The sequence below is a fragment of the Burkholderia sp. Ac-20392 genome (genome assembly GCF_017104585.1).
Taxonomy (GTDB): Bacteria; Pseudomonadota; Gammaproteobacteria; order Burkholderiales; family Burkholderiaceae; genus Burkholderia; species Burkholderia lata.
The window spans coordinates 1-15,272 of the sequence record NZ_JAAGPB010000184.1 but is presented as its reverse complement, the minus strand read 5'-3'; the positions used below and the strand labels follow the sequence as shown (position 1 = coordinate 15,272).

12 protein-coding genes are annotated in these 15,272 nt (G+C 66.4%); 10 read left to right on the top strand and 2 right to left on the bottom strand.

The genetic code is table 11. The features are described 5' to 3' along the window. A partial coding sequence (locus G3N99_RS20260; RefSeq protein ID WP_206123298.1) for an AraC family transcriptional regulator ligand-binding domain-containing protein occupies window positions 1–525 on the bottom strand: 525 nt, incomplete at its 3' end. A gap of 137 nt (window positions 526–662) precedes the next feature. Between G3N99_RS20260 and G3N99_RS20255 the strand changes: the two genes are divergently transcribed. From G3N99_RS20255 to G3N99_RS20215, 9 genes are all read left to right on the top strand, one after another. After that, window positions 663–1,796 carry an acyl-CoA dehydrogenase family protein gene (locus tag G3N99_RS20255; protein ID WP_174936778.1) on the top strand — a complete coding sequence of 378 codons (1,134 nt, stop codon included), beginning with the start codon at window positions 663–665 and terminating at the stop codon, window positions 1,794–1,796. A gap of 309 nt (window positions 1,797–2,105) precedes the next feature. Further along, the gene (locus G3N99_RS20250; RefSeq protein ID WP_206123297.1) at window positions 2,106–3,812 is read left to right on the top strand and encodes an AMP-binding protein; all 1,707 of its coding nucleotides are present in this window, start codon (window positions 2,106–2,108) and stop codon (window positions 3,810–3,812) included. 110 nt (window positions 3,813–3,922) lie between these two features. Continuing rightward, window positions 3,923–5,437 (top strand): CoA-acylating methylmalonate-semialdehyde dehydrogenase, encoded by a 1,515-nt coding sequence (locus G3N99_RS20245; RefSeq protein ID WP_174936782.1) that lies wholly within the window; start codon window positions 3,923–3,925, stop codon window positions 5,435–5,437. A gap of 18 nt (window positions 5,438–5,455) precedes the next feature. Then, the gene (mmsB, locus tag G3N99_RS20240; protein WP_011354325.1) at window positions 5,456–6,355 is read left to right on the top strand and encodes a 3-hydroxyisobutyrate dehydrogenase; all 900 of its coding nucleotides are present in this window, start codon (window positions 5,456–5,458) and stop codon (window positions 6,353–6,355) included. Beyond that, window positions 6,355–7,146 (top strand): enoyl-CoA hydratase, encoded by a 792-nt coding sequence (locus G3N99_RS20235; RefSeq protein WP_174937281.1) that lies wholly within the window; start codon window positions 6,355–6,357, stop codon window positions 7,144–7,146. Before mmsB ends, G3N99_RS20235 begins: the two co-directional genes overlap by 1 nt. Continuing rightward, window positions 7,143–8,282, top strand: a complete 1,140-nt coding sequence (locus tag G3N99_RS20230) for an enoyl-CoA hydratase/isomerase family protein (protein ID WP_174985664.1) — start codon at window positions 7,143–7,145, stop codon at window positions 8,280–8,282. The genes G3N99_RS20235 and G3N99_RS20230 overlap by 4 nt, the downstream gene beginning before the upstream one ends. 779 nt (window positions 8,283–9,061) lie before the next feature. Beyond that, a complete protein-coding gene (locus G3N99_RS20225; protein ID WP_206123296.1) occupies window positions 9,062–10,288 on the top strand; it encodes a hypothetical protein in 1,227 nt (408 codons plus the stop codon). Window positions 10,289–10,378: 90 nt separating this feature from the next. Further along, window positions 10,379–11,752, top strand: a complete 1,374-nt coding sequence (locus G3N99_RS20220; RefSeq protein ID WP_206123295.1) for an FAD/NAD(P)-binding protein — start codon at window positions 10,379–10,381, stop codon at window positions 11,750–11,752. Then, a complete protein-coding gene (locus G3N99_RS20215; protein ID WP_206123294.1) occupies window positions 11,749–12,792 on the top strand; it encodes an AbrB family transcriptional regulator in 1,044 nt (347 codons plus the stop codon). The genes G3N99_RS20220 and G3N99_RS20215 overlap by 4 nt, the downstream gene beginning before the upstream one ends. A 53-nt stretch (window positions 12,793–12,845) precedes the next feature. Here G3N99_RS20215 and G3N99_RS20210 read toward each other — a convergent pair whose 3' ends face one another. Continuing rightward, window positions 12,846–13,751 carry a LysR family transcriptional regulator gene (locus G3N99_RS20210; RefSeq protein ID WP_174985660.1) on the bottom strand — a complete coding sequence of 302 codons (906 nt, stop codon included), beginning with the start codon at window positions 13,749–13,751 and terminating at the stop codon, window positions 12,846–12,848. Between the two features lie 178 nt (window positions 13,752–13,929). Here G3N99_RS20210 and G3N99_RS20205 point away from each other — a divergent pair. Further along, window positions 13,930–15,272: MFS transporter (locus G3N99_RS20205; RefSeq protein ID WP_206123293.1), on the top strand; the 1,343-nt coding region annotated here is incomplete at its 3' end.

Genomic DNA, 15,272 nt, shown 5'->3' with positions numbered 1-15,272 from the left:
GGCCGGTGGCGTGTCGCAGCGGAAGCTCGCATGCAGCAGCGGGATGCGCCGCCCGATCAGCCAGCAGGTGAGCCCGTAGACGATGATGAAATAGGTCGCGTACGTGAACATCGCCGGCGTCGCGCCGTTGTTGCGGTGCACGAAGCGCAGCCGCACGCGCTGCGGGTTCGCGTCGAGCTCCGCGTGCAGGTCGTCGAGCACGCAGTGCATGAAATTCACCGCGCGCGCCATCGCATGCAGGCCGTCGCGCGCGGACAGCGCCGCCTGGCTCATCGCGATAAAGCTGCCGCTGCGCATCGGATGGCGATCCTGCCCGAAAAACTCGTCGTCGAGCGTGCGCGCGATCGCGTTCCACAGCGCGCCGTATTGCTGCGCGGATACCCGTGCGCGCGGCTGCCCGAGCAGCGCGGGCGCGATGCCGGCCTGCGCGAGCAGCGGCTCGGCGGCGACGCCGCGCCGGGTCGCGAGCGCAACGCTGTAAGCGACGAGGCTGATCGCGACGGTTCCCTTGTCTTCCTGCTTCATCCGTGCCGCCGGTGTGGCAAAAACGCTCAGTGTAAATGAGCGACGCGAGCATCGAACAGTCGCGCCTGCTTGCCTACACTTGTTGCATCGAAACGCAAGGACGGTCGCGCCCGGCGGCCGCGGGAGACAGCAGCACCATGGACGAGCTTTACACCGAAGACCAGCGGATGATCCGCGATGCCGCGCGTGCGTTCGCCACCGAGATGCTGGCGCCGAGCTCGGCGCAATGGGACCACGATGCGCACCTGCCCGACGCGATCGTCGCGCAGCTCGGCGAACTCGGCCTGCTCGGGATGATCGTGCCGCAGGAGCTGGGTGGCTCGTATACGGACTACGTGGCCTATGCGCTGGCGATGGAAGAGGTCGCCGCCGGCGACGCCGCGTGCGCGACGATGATGAGCGTGCACAACTCGGTCGGCTGCGGGCCGATCCTCGGCTTCGGCACGCCGGCGCAGAAGGATCGCTGGCTGGCCGACATGGCGGCCGGCCGCGTGATCGGCGCGTTCTGCCTGACCGAGCCGCATGCTGGCTCCGAGGCGAACAACCTGCGCACGCGTGCGGAACTGCGCGACGGTAAATGGGTGCTGAACGGCGCGAAGCAGTTCGTGACCAACGGCCAGCGCGCGGGCGTCGCGATCGTTTTTGCCATGACCGACCCGGAAGCCGGCAAGCGCGGCATTTCCGCGTTCCTGGTGCCGACCGACACGCCGGGCTTCATCGTCGGCAAGCCCGAGAAGAAGATGGGCATCCGCGCGTCGGATACGTGCCCGATCACGTTCGAGAACTGCGCGATTCCGGAAGAGAACCTGCTCGGCAATCGCGGCGAAGGGCTGAAGATCGCGCTGTCGAATCTCGAAGGCGGCCGCATCGGCATCGCCGCGCAGGCGCTCGGCATCGCGCGCGCCGCGTTCGACAAGGCGCGCCGCTATGCGGGCGAGCGCGTGCAGTTCGGCAAGCCGATCGCCGAGCACCAGGCGATCCAGCAGAAGCTTGCCGACATGGCCGTGCAGATCAATGCCGCGCGCCTGCTCGTGCATCACGCGGCGAAGCTGCGCACGGCCGGGCTGCCGTGCCTGTCGGAAGCGTCGCAGGCGAAGCTGTTCGCATCGGAGATGGCCGAGCGCGTGTGTTCGGACGCGATCCAGATCCACGGCGGCTACGGCTACCTGGTCGATTACGAAGTCGAGCGTCACTATCGCGACGCGCGCATCACGCAGATTTACGAAGGCACCAGCGAAGTGCAGCGGATGGTGATCGCGCGGCAGCTTTGAGCCGCGGCGGTTGCCCCGGTCGAAACATCAAGCAGGGCACGAGGGCAGCGCGGCGAACGCGGCACACAATGACGTGACCGTGCGCCGCAACAGAGGCGACCGGGCATGGGCTGCAGCACATGTCCGGTTCGACGCATGGAGACTTGCCAGGGCATGGGGTGAGCGTAAGTGCCAAAGCACTCACTCTCACCGACCGCGCAAGGCATGGGGTGAGAGTAAGTGCTAAAGCACTAACTCTCACCGACCGCACGAGGCATGGGGTGAGAGTAAGTGCTAAAGCACTAACTCTCACCGACAGGAGACGACACGATGACGGTACAGGCATTCCTGAACGCACGCGACTTTCTGCTGCGCCACCGCACCGACTACGACACCGCTTACCGCGAGTTCGAATGGCCGGTGCTCGATGCGTTCAACTGGGCGCTCGACTACTTCGACCCGATGGCGCGCGGCAACGACCAGCCCGCGTTGTGGATCGTCGACGCGGCGACCGGCACGGGCGATCCGTATTCGTTCGCGCAGATGTCCGAGCGTTCGTCGCGGATCGCGAACTGGCTGCGTTCGATCGGCGTCACGCGTGGCGACCGGATCCTGCTGATGCTGCCGAACCGTGTCGAGCTGTGGGACGCGATGCTTGCCGCGATGAAGCTCGGCGCGATCGTGCTGCCCGCCACCACGCAACTGTCTCCCGACGACGTGCGCGATCGCGTGCAGATCGGCGGCGCGAAATACGCGATCGTCGACGAAAACGAAACCGCCAAATTCGAACAGCCGGATCTCGGCCTCGCGCAGAAGATCGTCGCCGGCACGCCGCGCGCGGGCTGGCTCGCGATGAACGACGGCTATGCGGCGAGCGCCGAATTCGAGCCCGACGCTGTCACGCAGTCGAACGAAGCGATGCTGCTGTACTTCACGTCGGGCACGACGTCGAAGCCGAAGCTCGTCGAGCATACGCACCGCACCTATCCGGTCGGCCATCTGTCGACGATGTACTGGGTCGGCCTGCAGCCGGGTGACATCCACTGGAACATCAGCTCGCCGGGCTGGGCGAAGCACGCGTGGAGTTGCTTCTTCGCGCCGTGGAATGCGCAGGCGTGCGTGTTCGCGTTCAACTACGCGCGCTTCGAGCCGAAGGTGGTGCTCGATGCGCTCGTCAAATACCAGGTGACGACGCTGTGTGCGCCGCCGACCGTGTGGCGCATGCTGGTGCAGCAGCCGCTCGCGTCGTTCGACGTGAAGCTGCGCGAGATCGTCGGCGCGGGCGAGCCGCTGAATCCCGAGATCATCGAGCGCGTGAAGAAGGCGTGGGGCATCGCGATTCGCGACGGCTACGGCCAGACCGAAACGACCTGCCTGATCGGCAACTCGCCGGGCCAGCCGGTCGTCGCGGGTTCGATGGGCCGGCCGCTGCCCGGCTACCGGATCGAACTGCTCGACCCGGACGGCGCGCCCGTGACCGAAGGCGAAGTCGCGCTGCCGATCGGCGCCGACGTCACGCGCCCGGTCGGGCTGATGACCGGCTATGCGAACAACCCCGACGCAACGGCCTACGCGATGCGCGACGGCCACTACCGCACGTCGGACATCGCGATGCGCCGCGACGACGGTTACTACGTGTACATCGGCCGCGCGGACGACGTGTTCAAGTCGTCCGACTACCGGCTGAGCCCGTTCGAACTCGAAAGCGTGCTGATCGAGCATCCGGCGATCGCCGAGGCGGCCGTCGTACCGAGCCCCGACCCCGTGCGGCTGTCGGTGCCGAAGACCTTCATCACGCTGCGGCAGGGCTACGAGGAAAGCCCCGAACTCGCGCTGGAAATCTTCCGTTTCTCGCGCGAGAAGCTCGCGCCGTACAAGCGCATTCGCCGCCTGCAGTTCGCGGAGCTGCCGAAGACGATTTCGGGGAAGATCCGCCGCGTCGAATTGCGCCGCCGCGAGATCGAGCGCGGCGACGACACAAGTGAACGGATGCCCGGCGAATACTGGGAAGAAGATTTCGCCGCTGAATTGAAGTGACGTGACCGCGGGCCGCGCGCGCCGCATTCCGCGGCCGCCGCCCGCAGCCGAATTGAACCGGCCGCGCGGCGATAACGCGCTTCGCGGCCCTCTGCAAGGAGAGAGGATCGATGAACGCGATTTCGAAAGACGTGCCGACGGTCAAGCTGCTGATCGACGGCGCCTTCGTCGAGTCCGCCACGAACGAGTGGCGCGACATCGTCAACCCGGCGACGCAACAGGTGCTCGCGCGCGTGCCGTTCGCGACGGTCGCGGAAGTCGACGCGGCCGTGCAGGCCGCGCACACCGCGTACGCGACGTGGAAGAACACGCCGATCGCCGCGCGCATGCGCATCATGCTGAAGTTCCAGGATCTCGTGCGCACGAACCAGCAGCGCATCGCGAAGACGCTGACAGCCGAGCAGGGCAAGACGATTCCCGATGCCGAAGGCGACATCTTCCGCGGCCTCGAAGTGGTCGAGCATGCCTGCTCGATCGGATCGCTGCAGCTCGGCGAATTCGCGGAGAACGTCGCGGGCGGGGTGGATACCTACACGCTGCGCCAGCCGCTCGGCGTGTGCGCGGGCATCACGCCGTTCAATTTCCCCGCGATGATTCCGCTGTGGATGTTCCCGATGGCGATCGTCTGCGGCAACACGTTCGTGCTGAAGCCGTCGGAACAGGACCCGCTGTCGACGATGGAGCTCGTCGAGCTCGCGGTCGAGGCCGGCGTACCGAAAGGCGTCCTGAACGTCGTGCACGGCGGCAAGGAAGTCGTCGATGCGATCTGCACGCATCCGCTCGTGAAGGCGATCTCGTTCGTCGGTTCGACGGCGGTCGGCACGCACGTGTACAACCTCGGCAGCGCGCACGGCAAGCGCGTGCAGTCGATGATGGGCGCGAAGAATCACGCAGTCGTGCTGCCCGACGCGAACCGCGAGCAGGCGATCAACGCGCTCGTCGGTGCGGGCTTCGGCGCGGCCGGCCAGCGCTGCATGGCGACGTCGGTCGCGGTGCTCGTCGGCAATGCGCGCGACTGGCTGCCGGACATCGTTGCGAAGGCGAAGGCGCTGAAGGTCAATGCGGGCGCGGAAGCCGGCACGGACGTCGGGCCGGTCGTGTCGAAGGCCGCGAAGGAGCGCATCCTGTCGCTGATCGACGCGGGCGTGAAGGAAGGCGCGAAGCTCGAACTCGATGGCCGCGACGTGAAGGTGACCGGCTACGAGCACGGCAATTTCGTCGGCCCGACGATCTTCTCGGGCGTGAAGACCGGCATGTCGGTCTACACGCATGAAATCTTCGGCCCCGTGCTGGTCGTGATGGAAGCCGACACGCTCGACGAAGCGATCGCGCTCGTCAACGCGAACCCGTTCGGCAACGGCGTGGGCCTGTTCACGCAGAGCGGCGCGGCTGCACGCAAGTTCCAGAGCGAGATCGACATCGGCCAGGTCGGCATCAACATCCCGATCCCGGTGCCCGTGCCGTTCTTCAGCTTCACGGGCTCGCGCGGCTCGAAGCTCGGCGATCTCGGCCCGTACGGCAAGCAGGTCGTGCAGTTCTACACGCAGACCAAGACGGTCACCGCACGCTGGTTCGACGACGATACGACGGCCGGCCCGGTGAATACGACGATCCGGCTGCACTGAGCGACGGAGGACACGAACATGAAAATCGGATTTATCGGCCTCGGCCACATGGGCGCGCCGATGGCGCTGAACCTGCTGAAAGCCGGCCACGAAGTGCACGCGTTCGACCTGAGCGCCGATGCATTGCGCGCGCTGCAGGATGCCGGCGCACAGGTGGCCGCGTCGCCGCGCGATGCGGCATCGGGCGCGACGTTCGTCATCACGATGCTGCCGGCCGCACCGCACGTGCGCTCGGTGCTGTCCGGCGAGAACGGCGTGCTCGCCGGGCTTGGCGCGGGCGCGACCGTGATCGATTCGAGCACGATCGACCCGGCGAGCGCGCAGGCGTTCGGTGCGCTCGTGCGCGAGCACGGCGGCGCGTTCGTCGATGCGCCCGTGTCGGGCGGTACCGGCGGCGCGGCGGCCGGCACGCTGACCTTCATGGTCGGCGGCAGCGACGCGGATTTCGAGCGCGTGAAGCCGGTGCTCGCGGGCATGGGCAAGAACATCGTCCACTGCGGCGCGACGGGGATGGGGCAGGTCGCGAAGGTCTGCAACAACCTCGTGCTCGGCATCTCGATGGCGGCCGTGTCGGAGGCGATGTCGCTCGGCGTCGCGCTCGGCATCGACCCGAAGGTGCTGGCCGGCATCGTCAACACGTCGACGGGCCGCTGCTGGAGTTCCGATACGTACAACCCGTATCCGGGCGTGATCGACACCGCGCCGTCGTCGCGCGGCTACTCGGGCGGCTTCGGCACCGACCTGATGCTGAAGGATCTCGGCCTCGCGAACGACGCGGCGAAACAGGCCCGCCAGCCCGTCTATCTCGGTGCGCTCGCGCAGCAGCTGTACCAGACGATGAGCAGCCGTGGCGACGGCCAGCTCGATTTCTCGGCGGTGATCCGCCTGTACCAACCGGCAACGAAGAAGGACGCGTGATGATCGAACTGGACTACGTCGACGACGGCGCGATCGCATGCGCGACGCTCAAGCGTCCGCCGGCGAACGCCTTTACCGCCGACGGGCTGCAGCAATTGCAGGAAACCGTCGCCGAACTGAATGCGAACCCGCGCGTGCGCGCGCTGGTGATCACCGGCGACGGCCCGAAGTTTTTCAGCGCGGGCGCCGACCTCAACACATTCGCTGAAGGCGACCGCGCGGTCGCGCGCGCGATGGCGTCGCGCTTCGGCGCGGCGTTCGAGGCGCTGCACGACGCGCGCGTCGTGACGATCGCGGCGATCAACGGCTATGCGATGGGCGGCGGGCTCGAATGCGCGCTCGCGTGCGACCTGCGAATCGCGGAGACGCATGCGCAGATGGCGCTGCCCGAGCCGTCGGTCGGCCTGCTGCCGTGCGGCCTCGGCACGCAGACGCTGCCCTGGCTCGTCGGCGAAGGCTGGGCGAAGAAGATCATCCTGACCGGTGCGCGTGTCGATGCGGCCACGGCGCTGCGGATCGGCCTCGTCGAGGACGTCGTGGAGTCGGGCGCGTCGCGCGATGCGGCGCTGGCGCTCGCGCGCAACGTCGCGCGGCAGAGCCCGCACGCAGTTGCGTACAGCAAGGAGCTGATCGGCCTCGCGCGCCGCGGCGTGCCGCGCAGCGCGGCGCTCGCGGTCGAGCGCGAACGTTTCGTCGACCTGTTCGAGACGAACGATCCGCGCGAAGGCGTGGCCGCATTTCTCGGCAAGCGCGCGCCGCAGTGGAATACCGACGGAGAGCCGCAACGATGAGCACGCCGGTGACGAATCACGACGCGTTCGCGGAGCACGCACCCGAGGTGCTGTTTCGCGTGGTGAATCGCGTGGCGCTGATCACGCTGAACCGGCCGGCCGCGCTCAATGCGCTGTCGTACGCGATGATCGGCGAGCTGGCCGCGCTGCTCGAGCGCTGCCGTGACGACGACCAGATCGTCGCGGTCGTGCTGCGCGGCGCCGGCGAGAAGGGCTTCTGCGCGGGCGGCGACGTGCGCGCGCTGTACCGGATGGTCGCGCAGCGCGAAACCTGGCTGCCGTTCTTCGTCGACGAATATCGTCTCGACTACGCGATCCATACGTTCCCGAAGCCGGTGGTCGCGCTGATGGACGGCGTGACGATGGGTGGCGGCATGGGCCTCGCACAGGGCGCGGCGCTGCGCGTCGCGACCGAGCGCAGCAAGATCGCGATGCCGGAGACGCGCATCGGCCTCGTGCCCGACGTCGGCGCGACGCATTTCCTGTCGCGCATGCCGGTCGAACTCGAGCTGTACGTCGGGCTGACCGGCGCGATGCTGTCGGGCGCCGACGCGCTGACCGCGAAGCTCGCGGATCTGTGCGTGCCGTCTGCATGGCTCGACACGTTCGAGACGCGCATCGAAAGCGTCAAGTGGGAAGGCGATGCGCTGCCGTTGCTGCGCAAGGTGTTCGAGCCGCCGTGCAACGTCGTGCCGCACGCGGCGCTCGACGGCCAGATGCCGTGGATCGTGCGTCACTTCGACAAGCGCTCGACCGTCGAGCGGATCGTCGCGACGCTGACGCAGGATCTTGCGCGCGAGGAACTGTCGCGCGAGCACCGTCAATGGCTGCAGGCGACGCTCGATGCGCTCACCGGCCATTCGCCGACGATGCTGTACGTGACGCGCGAGGCGCTGCTGCGCGGCCGGCAGATGACGCTGGCCGAATCGTTCCGAATGGAGCTCGGCATCGTCGCGCGCGCGATCGAGGAAGGCGACTTCTGCGAAGGCGTGCGTGCGCATCTCGTCGACAAGGATCGCAAGCCGCGCTGGGCGCCCGCGTCGCTCGTCGAGCTGCGCGCCGAACGCGTGCGGCATTTCCTCACGTCGCCGTGGAAGCTGTTCGCGCATCCGCTGGCGGCGCTGGGCGCGGATTGAACCGCCGGCACGGGGCCGGCAACCGGGAAGGCGGCGCATGCTTCGGCATGCGCCGTTTTTTTTCGAGGTCGGCACGTATCCCGTACCGGACATGCGGCAACGCGCGTTACCATCAGTCGCGTTGAATCACAACCGCCACGAATAGATGGAAATCTCAATAATAATTTACGAATTCCAGGGTGATCGGCGAGGGTTTCTACTTGCCAACGAATCAATAAAGCCATTAATATCATCAAACAAAGTTTGATTGGCAGCTCGATAATTTGAAGTCTCCGTATCGAAGGTGCATATGAAAATATCGCCATTCGATAAAAATCCGAGGCAGACATGAGAGAAAGGGGCTATTCCGGGCAGGGGGCAATGCTGCCTGCGTCCATCCATTCCGCTGGCGCGCGCTGGCAGTGTCGTCGTGGTCGCCCGTCCACGGCGAGCGGGCCGGGGCGCTGAGCCGCCCGGCCACGGGCGTTCCGCGAGACAAATCCAGGCATCGGCTATCGATCGGGGCGTCCATTGGTGCCCGGGTCGTGGTTGCCGCTCGATTGGCCGGCGTTCATGTGTCGGCTGGTCTCCCTGATGGATTCGTTGCGTATTTTGCGTTTCAACGTGAGTTGAGGCGTGTGCCGTCGCGTCTTTATTGAATGCGTGGCTAATGGATGATTGGTCCGGAAATAATCGGATACTCTGTTTCAAATCTTGAATTTCATTTCAACTACTTCAAATTACATTTTCTTGTGATTTGAGGGTGGATGTTTGCTCGCTACCGTAAATGAGGGGGGAGTTTGAATCCGGCAATCTTGTTCGCACCCGCGAAAATCCTGCTGCAACATTCGGAGCAGGCGTGGCTGGAGGCGCTCGGCCATCAGTCGTTGATCTACAGCGACCTGTCGGCGCGGGATGCGTTGCATGCCCGCTTGCCAGGTTTGTCCGGCATGTTTCGCCTGTACGAGCGGTTCAACGATTCGGCTCAGGTCGAACTTGATGCATTGGCCGAGGCTCGCACTTTGCGCACCGACGCGGTCATCGCGCTGGCGGAGGTCGACCTGCTGCGGGCCGCGCGGATCAAGGACCGGATCCACGCGAGCGGCGGCAGTCACGAAGCCGCCACGCTGCTTTACCGGGACAAGTTCCTGATGAAGCAGCGGCTGGCCGAGCGGGGCATCCGCATCAATCCGATGGCGGCCGTACGCTCCGCGTGCGAGATCGACGACTTCATCGAGCGTCATGGTTATCCGGTGGTGGTCAAGCCGCGCGATGGCCGCGGATCGGGCGGCGTGAGCGTGCTGCGCGATCGGCAGGCGTTGCTGGCCTATCTGGCAGAGCAGGACGGCACGACCTTCCATAACCTGATGGTCGAAAAATTCCTGGATGCACCGCTGTTGAACGTCAACGGTCTGTACATCAACGGCAAGCCGATCATCATTTCTCCCGTTCGATCGACCGTGACCTGCCTCGATTTCCTGGGCGGCAAGAGCCTCGGATTCCAGATGCTGGCTGCGGACAATCCGTTGCACGACGCGTGCGTGGAATTGACCCGGAACATCGTCGAGCGGGCGCTGCCGCCGATTCCCACGATGCTGTTTCACCTCGAGGTGTTCCTCGACGGCGACGAACTGGTGGTGTGCGAGATCGCCTGCCGGCTCGGCGGCTGCAGCGTCAATCAGGAACTGTCCGCGGCTTACGGCATCGACCCGCGCATGACCCTGATCGACGCGTTGCGGAGCGGGGCGTCGTCGGGTCTGACCCAGCGCATCGTCGCGAAGAATCTGCTCGGACAACTCAATATTCCGCCTCGGGCAGGAACCTTGCGCGATTTTCCCGCCCGGATCGATCTCCCGTTCATCCGCTATTGCGCGGTCACCGCGCAAAAGGGCGTGACCTACTCGGGCATGAAGATGACGAATGCCGAGATCGTGTCCGCCATCGTCGACGGCGACAGCGAGCAGGCGGTCAGCCGCCACCTCGTTGCATTGGACGATTGGGTGCGCGACGCATTCGTCTGGGAGTGAGTGCGGGGCGCGGCACGGGGCGGGCGCGACGGGCTTGGCGTGCGCCTGCTTCGCGCTGGGGGCGAGGATTCTGGAATGGCAAGGTGTGACATGAAAAAAGTGGCGATTGTCGGTCTTGGCTACAGCGGTGCCGTGGTTATCGAGCGCCTGAAGCAGCTTGCACCGGCGATGGAAATCGACGTCTACGACGCGGCCGGCAGTATTGGGGCCGGCCTGGCCTATCAGGCCGACACGCTGGGCAATCTGGTGAACCGGCCTGCGAGCCTGATGTACCTGCGGGAGCGCGGCGACTTTCGCAAATGGCTGCAGCGGACGGCCGAGGCGGGTGCCGACTCCTACCAGCCGAGGCCCTTGTTCGGGAAATTCATCGAGGAGTCGCTGCGCTCGTCCATGCGCGAGCATCTGGCGATTCGCTATCAGCGGGCGAACGTGCTCGACGTGACGGTGGAGGACGGGCGCTACGTGCTGCGCACATCGATCGGGACGGTGCCGGGGTACGATGCACTGGTGCTCGCGACCGGCAATACGGAACCGACCGACTTGTACGGGCTCCGGGGGCAGTCGGGCTATGTCAACAATCCGTATCCGACGGTCTGTCTCGAAGGCATCTGCTCCGACCGCATCGGGGTGCTGGGCAACCAGTTGTCGGCGATCGACGTGGCATTGACGCTGCTGGCCGGCAACGAGGTCAATCACGTCACGATGCTGACCCGGCACAGCAAGCTGCCGAACTATAGCGACGAGTACGCGCCTTGTCAGTTGAAGGTGTTGAACGAGGACACGATCAAGCGTCGCCTGCGCATCGGCGGCGCGACGCTGAAGGTCGTCGAGACGCTGTTCAACGAGGAGTTCGATGCGCAAGGCATCGACGTGAACCTGAGCGACCTGATGCGCGATCACAGCCGGGTGTCGGCATCCCGCAAGGAAATCTATTCGGTCCTCGCCGCCACCAATCTCGTCGTGCCGATGATCTGGCATGCATTGCCCGAGCGCGAGCGGCAGGTCTTCGTCAGAAAGCTCAGGGGGCCCTGGCGTCAGCTCCGCGTGCCGATTCCGAAGGACAACTGGATGAAGATCCAGCATTACCTGCGGGCCGGGAGGCTGGCGTGCCGCACGGGGGTGAGCGAGGTGCGGGCGGGGCAGCACGACTTCGTCGCGCTAGGCCGGAACTTCCGTCATGCGTTCTCGCACATCATCAATGCCACCGGATCGGGCAACGCGATGGACAGCGCGATCTACGCGAACATGTCGGCGTCGGGATTGTGCGTCCGGCATCCCTATGGCGGCATCGAGGTGCGCTACGACGATTGCCGCGTGATCGGGGCGGGTGGCCCGTCGAACATCTTCGCGATCGGTAACCCGACCGTCGGCGTGTTCTATGCCGTCAGCAACATCGACGTCCTGCAGATGCAGGCGGAAACGATCTGCCGGAGCCTGGTCGACAGCCGGGTCGCTTCCCGATGAAGACACTCGCGTATCTTGCCGGCCTGACCGCGGTCGGGCTCGTGCTGCGGGTTGCGGGCGTCCCGCATGGCCTGCTGCTCGGCGCGATTCTCGCCGCGTCGATCGCGACCAGCCGGTTCGGTTTCGCGCCGAGGCTGCGCTTCGGCCTCGAGTTCGTGCAGATCGTGCTCGGCACGGCAACGGGCTTGCTGTTCAGGTCGTGGGACACACAGATGGTCGTCTCGATCGTGCCGAGCCTGGGCGTCCTGCTCGTGTGCCTGGCCACGCAGATCGTGGTCGGCAGTCTTTGGCTGTCCCGCGTCTCGGGCTGGAACCGGGCCGATTCACTGCTGGCCGTCTATCCCGGCGCACTCGCCGCGGTATTCGACCTGCTGGAATCCGAGCGCGCGTCGGCCAAGGTGATCGTCGTGCATCTCGTGCGGCTCCTGTCGATCACGATCCTGGTCAGTTGCTTCATTCCGGCGCAGGTGGGCGCGCCGCAGCAAGCGGCGGTCGCTGCATTGCCGGTCGAGACGTGGCTGGCGCTGGCCGCGTTGGTGGCGCTGTGTGTGCTGGCCGGGCGGACGTTGCTCGGGCTCGGTGTTCCGGCGCCGTTCATGATCACGGCCATCGTGCTGACCGGCGTGTTCGTGCGCGCGGGATGGCTGCATGACTTCGAGGTGCCGGCGTGGTGCGTCGATGCGGCGTCGGTCATCCTGGGCGCGTTGATCGGCGCGCAGTTCCGGCAGATCACGCTGGCGGACGGGCTGCGATACGGCCGGACCGGCCTGGCGTGCATCGCACTAATGCTGACGGTGGCCGGTGCGTTCGCGTGGGGGATGGCGCGGCTGTCCGGCTACGGGGTGCTGCCGCTGTGGCTCTCGTATGCGCCCGGGGCCATCGAGACGATCACGATCGTCGCCTATGGCGGCGGGTTGAACGTCGTGTTCGTCCTGTCTCATCATCTGACGCGGCTGGTCGTGCTGCACTTCGCGCCGGCGGCACTTGCCCGCGCGCGCCGCCGGCGCATGCTGGCGATCGACGGCGGCGACGCGAAATAGCGCGGGCAGGGCGGGCGTGGCACGATCGCCGTCGCGATGCCTACCCGTCCCGCTCATCGCTCGATCATCGGCGGAATCGCCTGCGCGAGCGCGTCGATCACGCAGCGCGTCTTGCGCGGCAGGTAGCGCGTTTTCGGCCAGATCGCGTGGATGTCGCCTTCGCAGACGAAGCAGCGGTCGAGCACGACCGTCATCTCGCCGCGCTTCACGTAATGATCGAGCAGCCAGCTCGGCAGCCACGCGATCCCGAACCCCGACGCACCGGCCGCCGCGATCGCCTGCACGTCGTCGAAACTGAGCTGATGCGGCATGTCGACACGTACCGTCGAGCCGTCCAGCGCGCGCAAGTCCCACGGTTGAATCACACCCGAGCGCGAATACGCGATCGTCCGGTGGTCTTTCAGGTCGTCGAGCGTCTTCGGCATCCCGTAGCGGGCGAGATACGACGGCGCTGCGCCGAGGCTGCCGTATTGCGTGCCGAGCCGCCGCACCGCGAGGCTCGTGCTGTCCGCGAGCGTGCCGATCCGCACCGCGAGATCGATGCCTTCCTCGACGAGATCGACGAAGCGGTCGGTGATCGATACATCGATCCGCAAATGCGGGTAGGTGCGCGCGAGATCGAGCACGATGGGCGTCACGCAGTGGTGTCCGAACGCGAGCGGCACGCTCAGGCGCAGCTTGCCGCGCGGCTCGTTGCGACCGCAATCGAGGTCGGCTTCCGCCGCTTCCAGTTCCGCGAGCGCGCGCACGCAGCGGTCGTAGTACGCCTGGCCGTCGTCGGTCAGGCTCTGGCTGCGCGTCGTGCGCTGCAGCAGCCGCGCGCCGAGCCGCTTCTCGAGCCGCGCGACCGCCTTGCCGACGGCCGAACGCGTCATGTCGAGCCGCTCCGCGGCGAGCGCGAAGCTGCCCGATTCCACTACCTGGACGAAGGTCGTCACACCGTCGAGTCTGTCGGTCATGGGAGGGTGGAGTGATTGAGTCCTGCAGTTCCCCAGTCTGGAGAAGTGCGCGCGTCAATGGGGATGGAAATTCTCACTATAGTACCGATTCCCGTCCAGCGTGCGTCGCCGGCCGCACGCGGCGAATCCTTCTCACCTGGAGGCGCGCGGTTCGTTGCCGGGCCGCGGCGCAATACGCATGACGCTATCCGACTCCCGCAGGAATGCGGTCGCACTCGCGGCCGTCTGTCTCACGTCGCTGATGTTCGGCCTCGAAATCTCGAGCGTGCCGGTGATCCTGCCGACGCTCGAACACGTGCTGCATGGCGATTTCAACGGCATGCAGTGGATCATGAATGCGTACACGATCGCGTGCACGACCGTGCTGATGGCGGCCGGCACGCTTGCCGACCGGTTCGGCCGCAAGCGCGTGTACGTGATCGGCACCGTGCTGTTCGGTGCGACGTCGCTGCTGTGCGGGCTCGCGCCGAACGTGCCGGTGCTCGTCGCCGGCCGGCTGTTGCAGGGCGCCAGCGGCGGCGCAATGCTGATCTGCCAGATTGCGGTGCTGTCGCACCAGTTCCGTGAGGGCCGCGAGCGTGGCCGCGCGTTCGGGATCTGGGGGATCGTGTTCGGTATCGGGCTCGGTTTCGGGCCGATCGTCGGCGGCGCGATCGTCGCACTGGCAAGCTGGCCGTGGGTATTCCTCGTCCATGCGCCGCTCGCGGCCATCGCGCTCGTGCTGATCGGCGGCGCGGTGCAGGAGTCGCGCGATCCGCATGCGGGCAGGCTCGACGTGGCAGGCATCGTCACGCTGTCGCTCGCGGTGCTCGGCCTGGCGTTTTACATCACGCAAAGCGCGGAGCTTGGGCTCACGAGCGCCGCCGGCCTCGGCGTGCTCGGCGCGACCGTGCTGGCGCTGGCCGGCTTCGTCATCGCGGAACGCGCCAGTGCGCGGCCGATGTTCGACTTCTCGGTGTTCCGGATTCGTGCGTTCAGCGGCGCGATCTTCGGCTCGATGGGGATGAACTTCAGCTTCTGGCCGTTCATGATCTACCTGCCGATCTGGTTCCAGGTCGCGCTCGGTTACGACAGCGTGACGGCCGGCCTCGCATTGCTCGCGTACACGTTGCCGACGCTGGTCGCGCCGCCGTTCGGCGAACGCCTCGCGCTGCGCTACGGGCCGGGTGTCGTGATCCCGGGCGGCCTGTTCACGATCGCGGCGGGTTTCGCGCTGATGCGGATCGGCAGCGCGGCCGACCATGCAAGCTGGATCACGATGCTGCCCGGCTGCGTGATCGCCGGCATCGGGCTCGGGCTCACGAACACGCCGGTGACCAACACGACGACGGGCGCGGTGCCGAGCTCGCGGGCCGGAATGGCGTCGGGCATCGACATGAGCGCGCGGATGATCTCGCTCGCGCTGAACATCGCGGCGATGGGCTTCGTGCTGGTCGCGGGGATCGTCGCGAGCCTGAAGGGCGGCGTTGCAGGCTCGATCGGCGACGCGGCGCTGCGCCGGCTCGCGCAGGAGATTGCCTA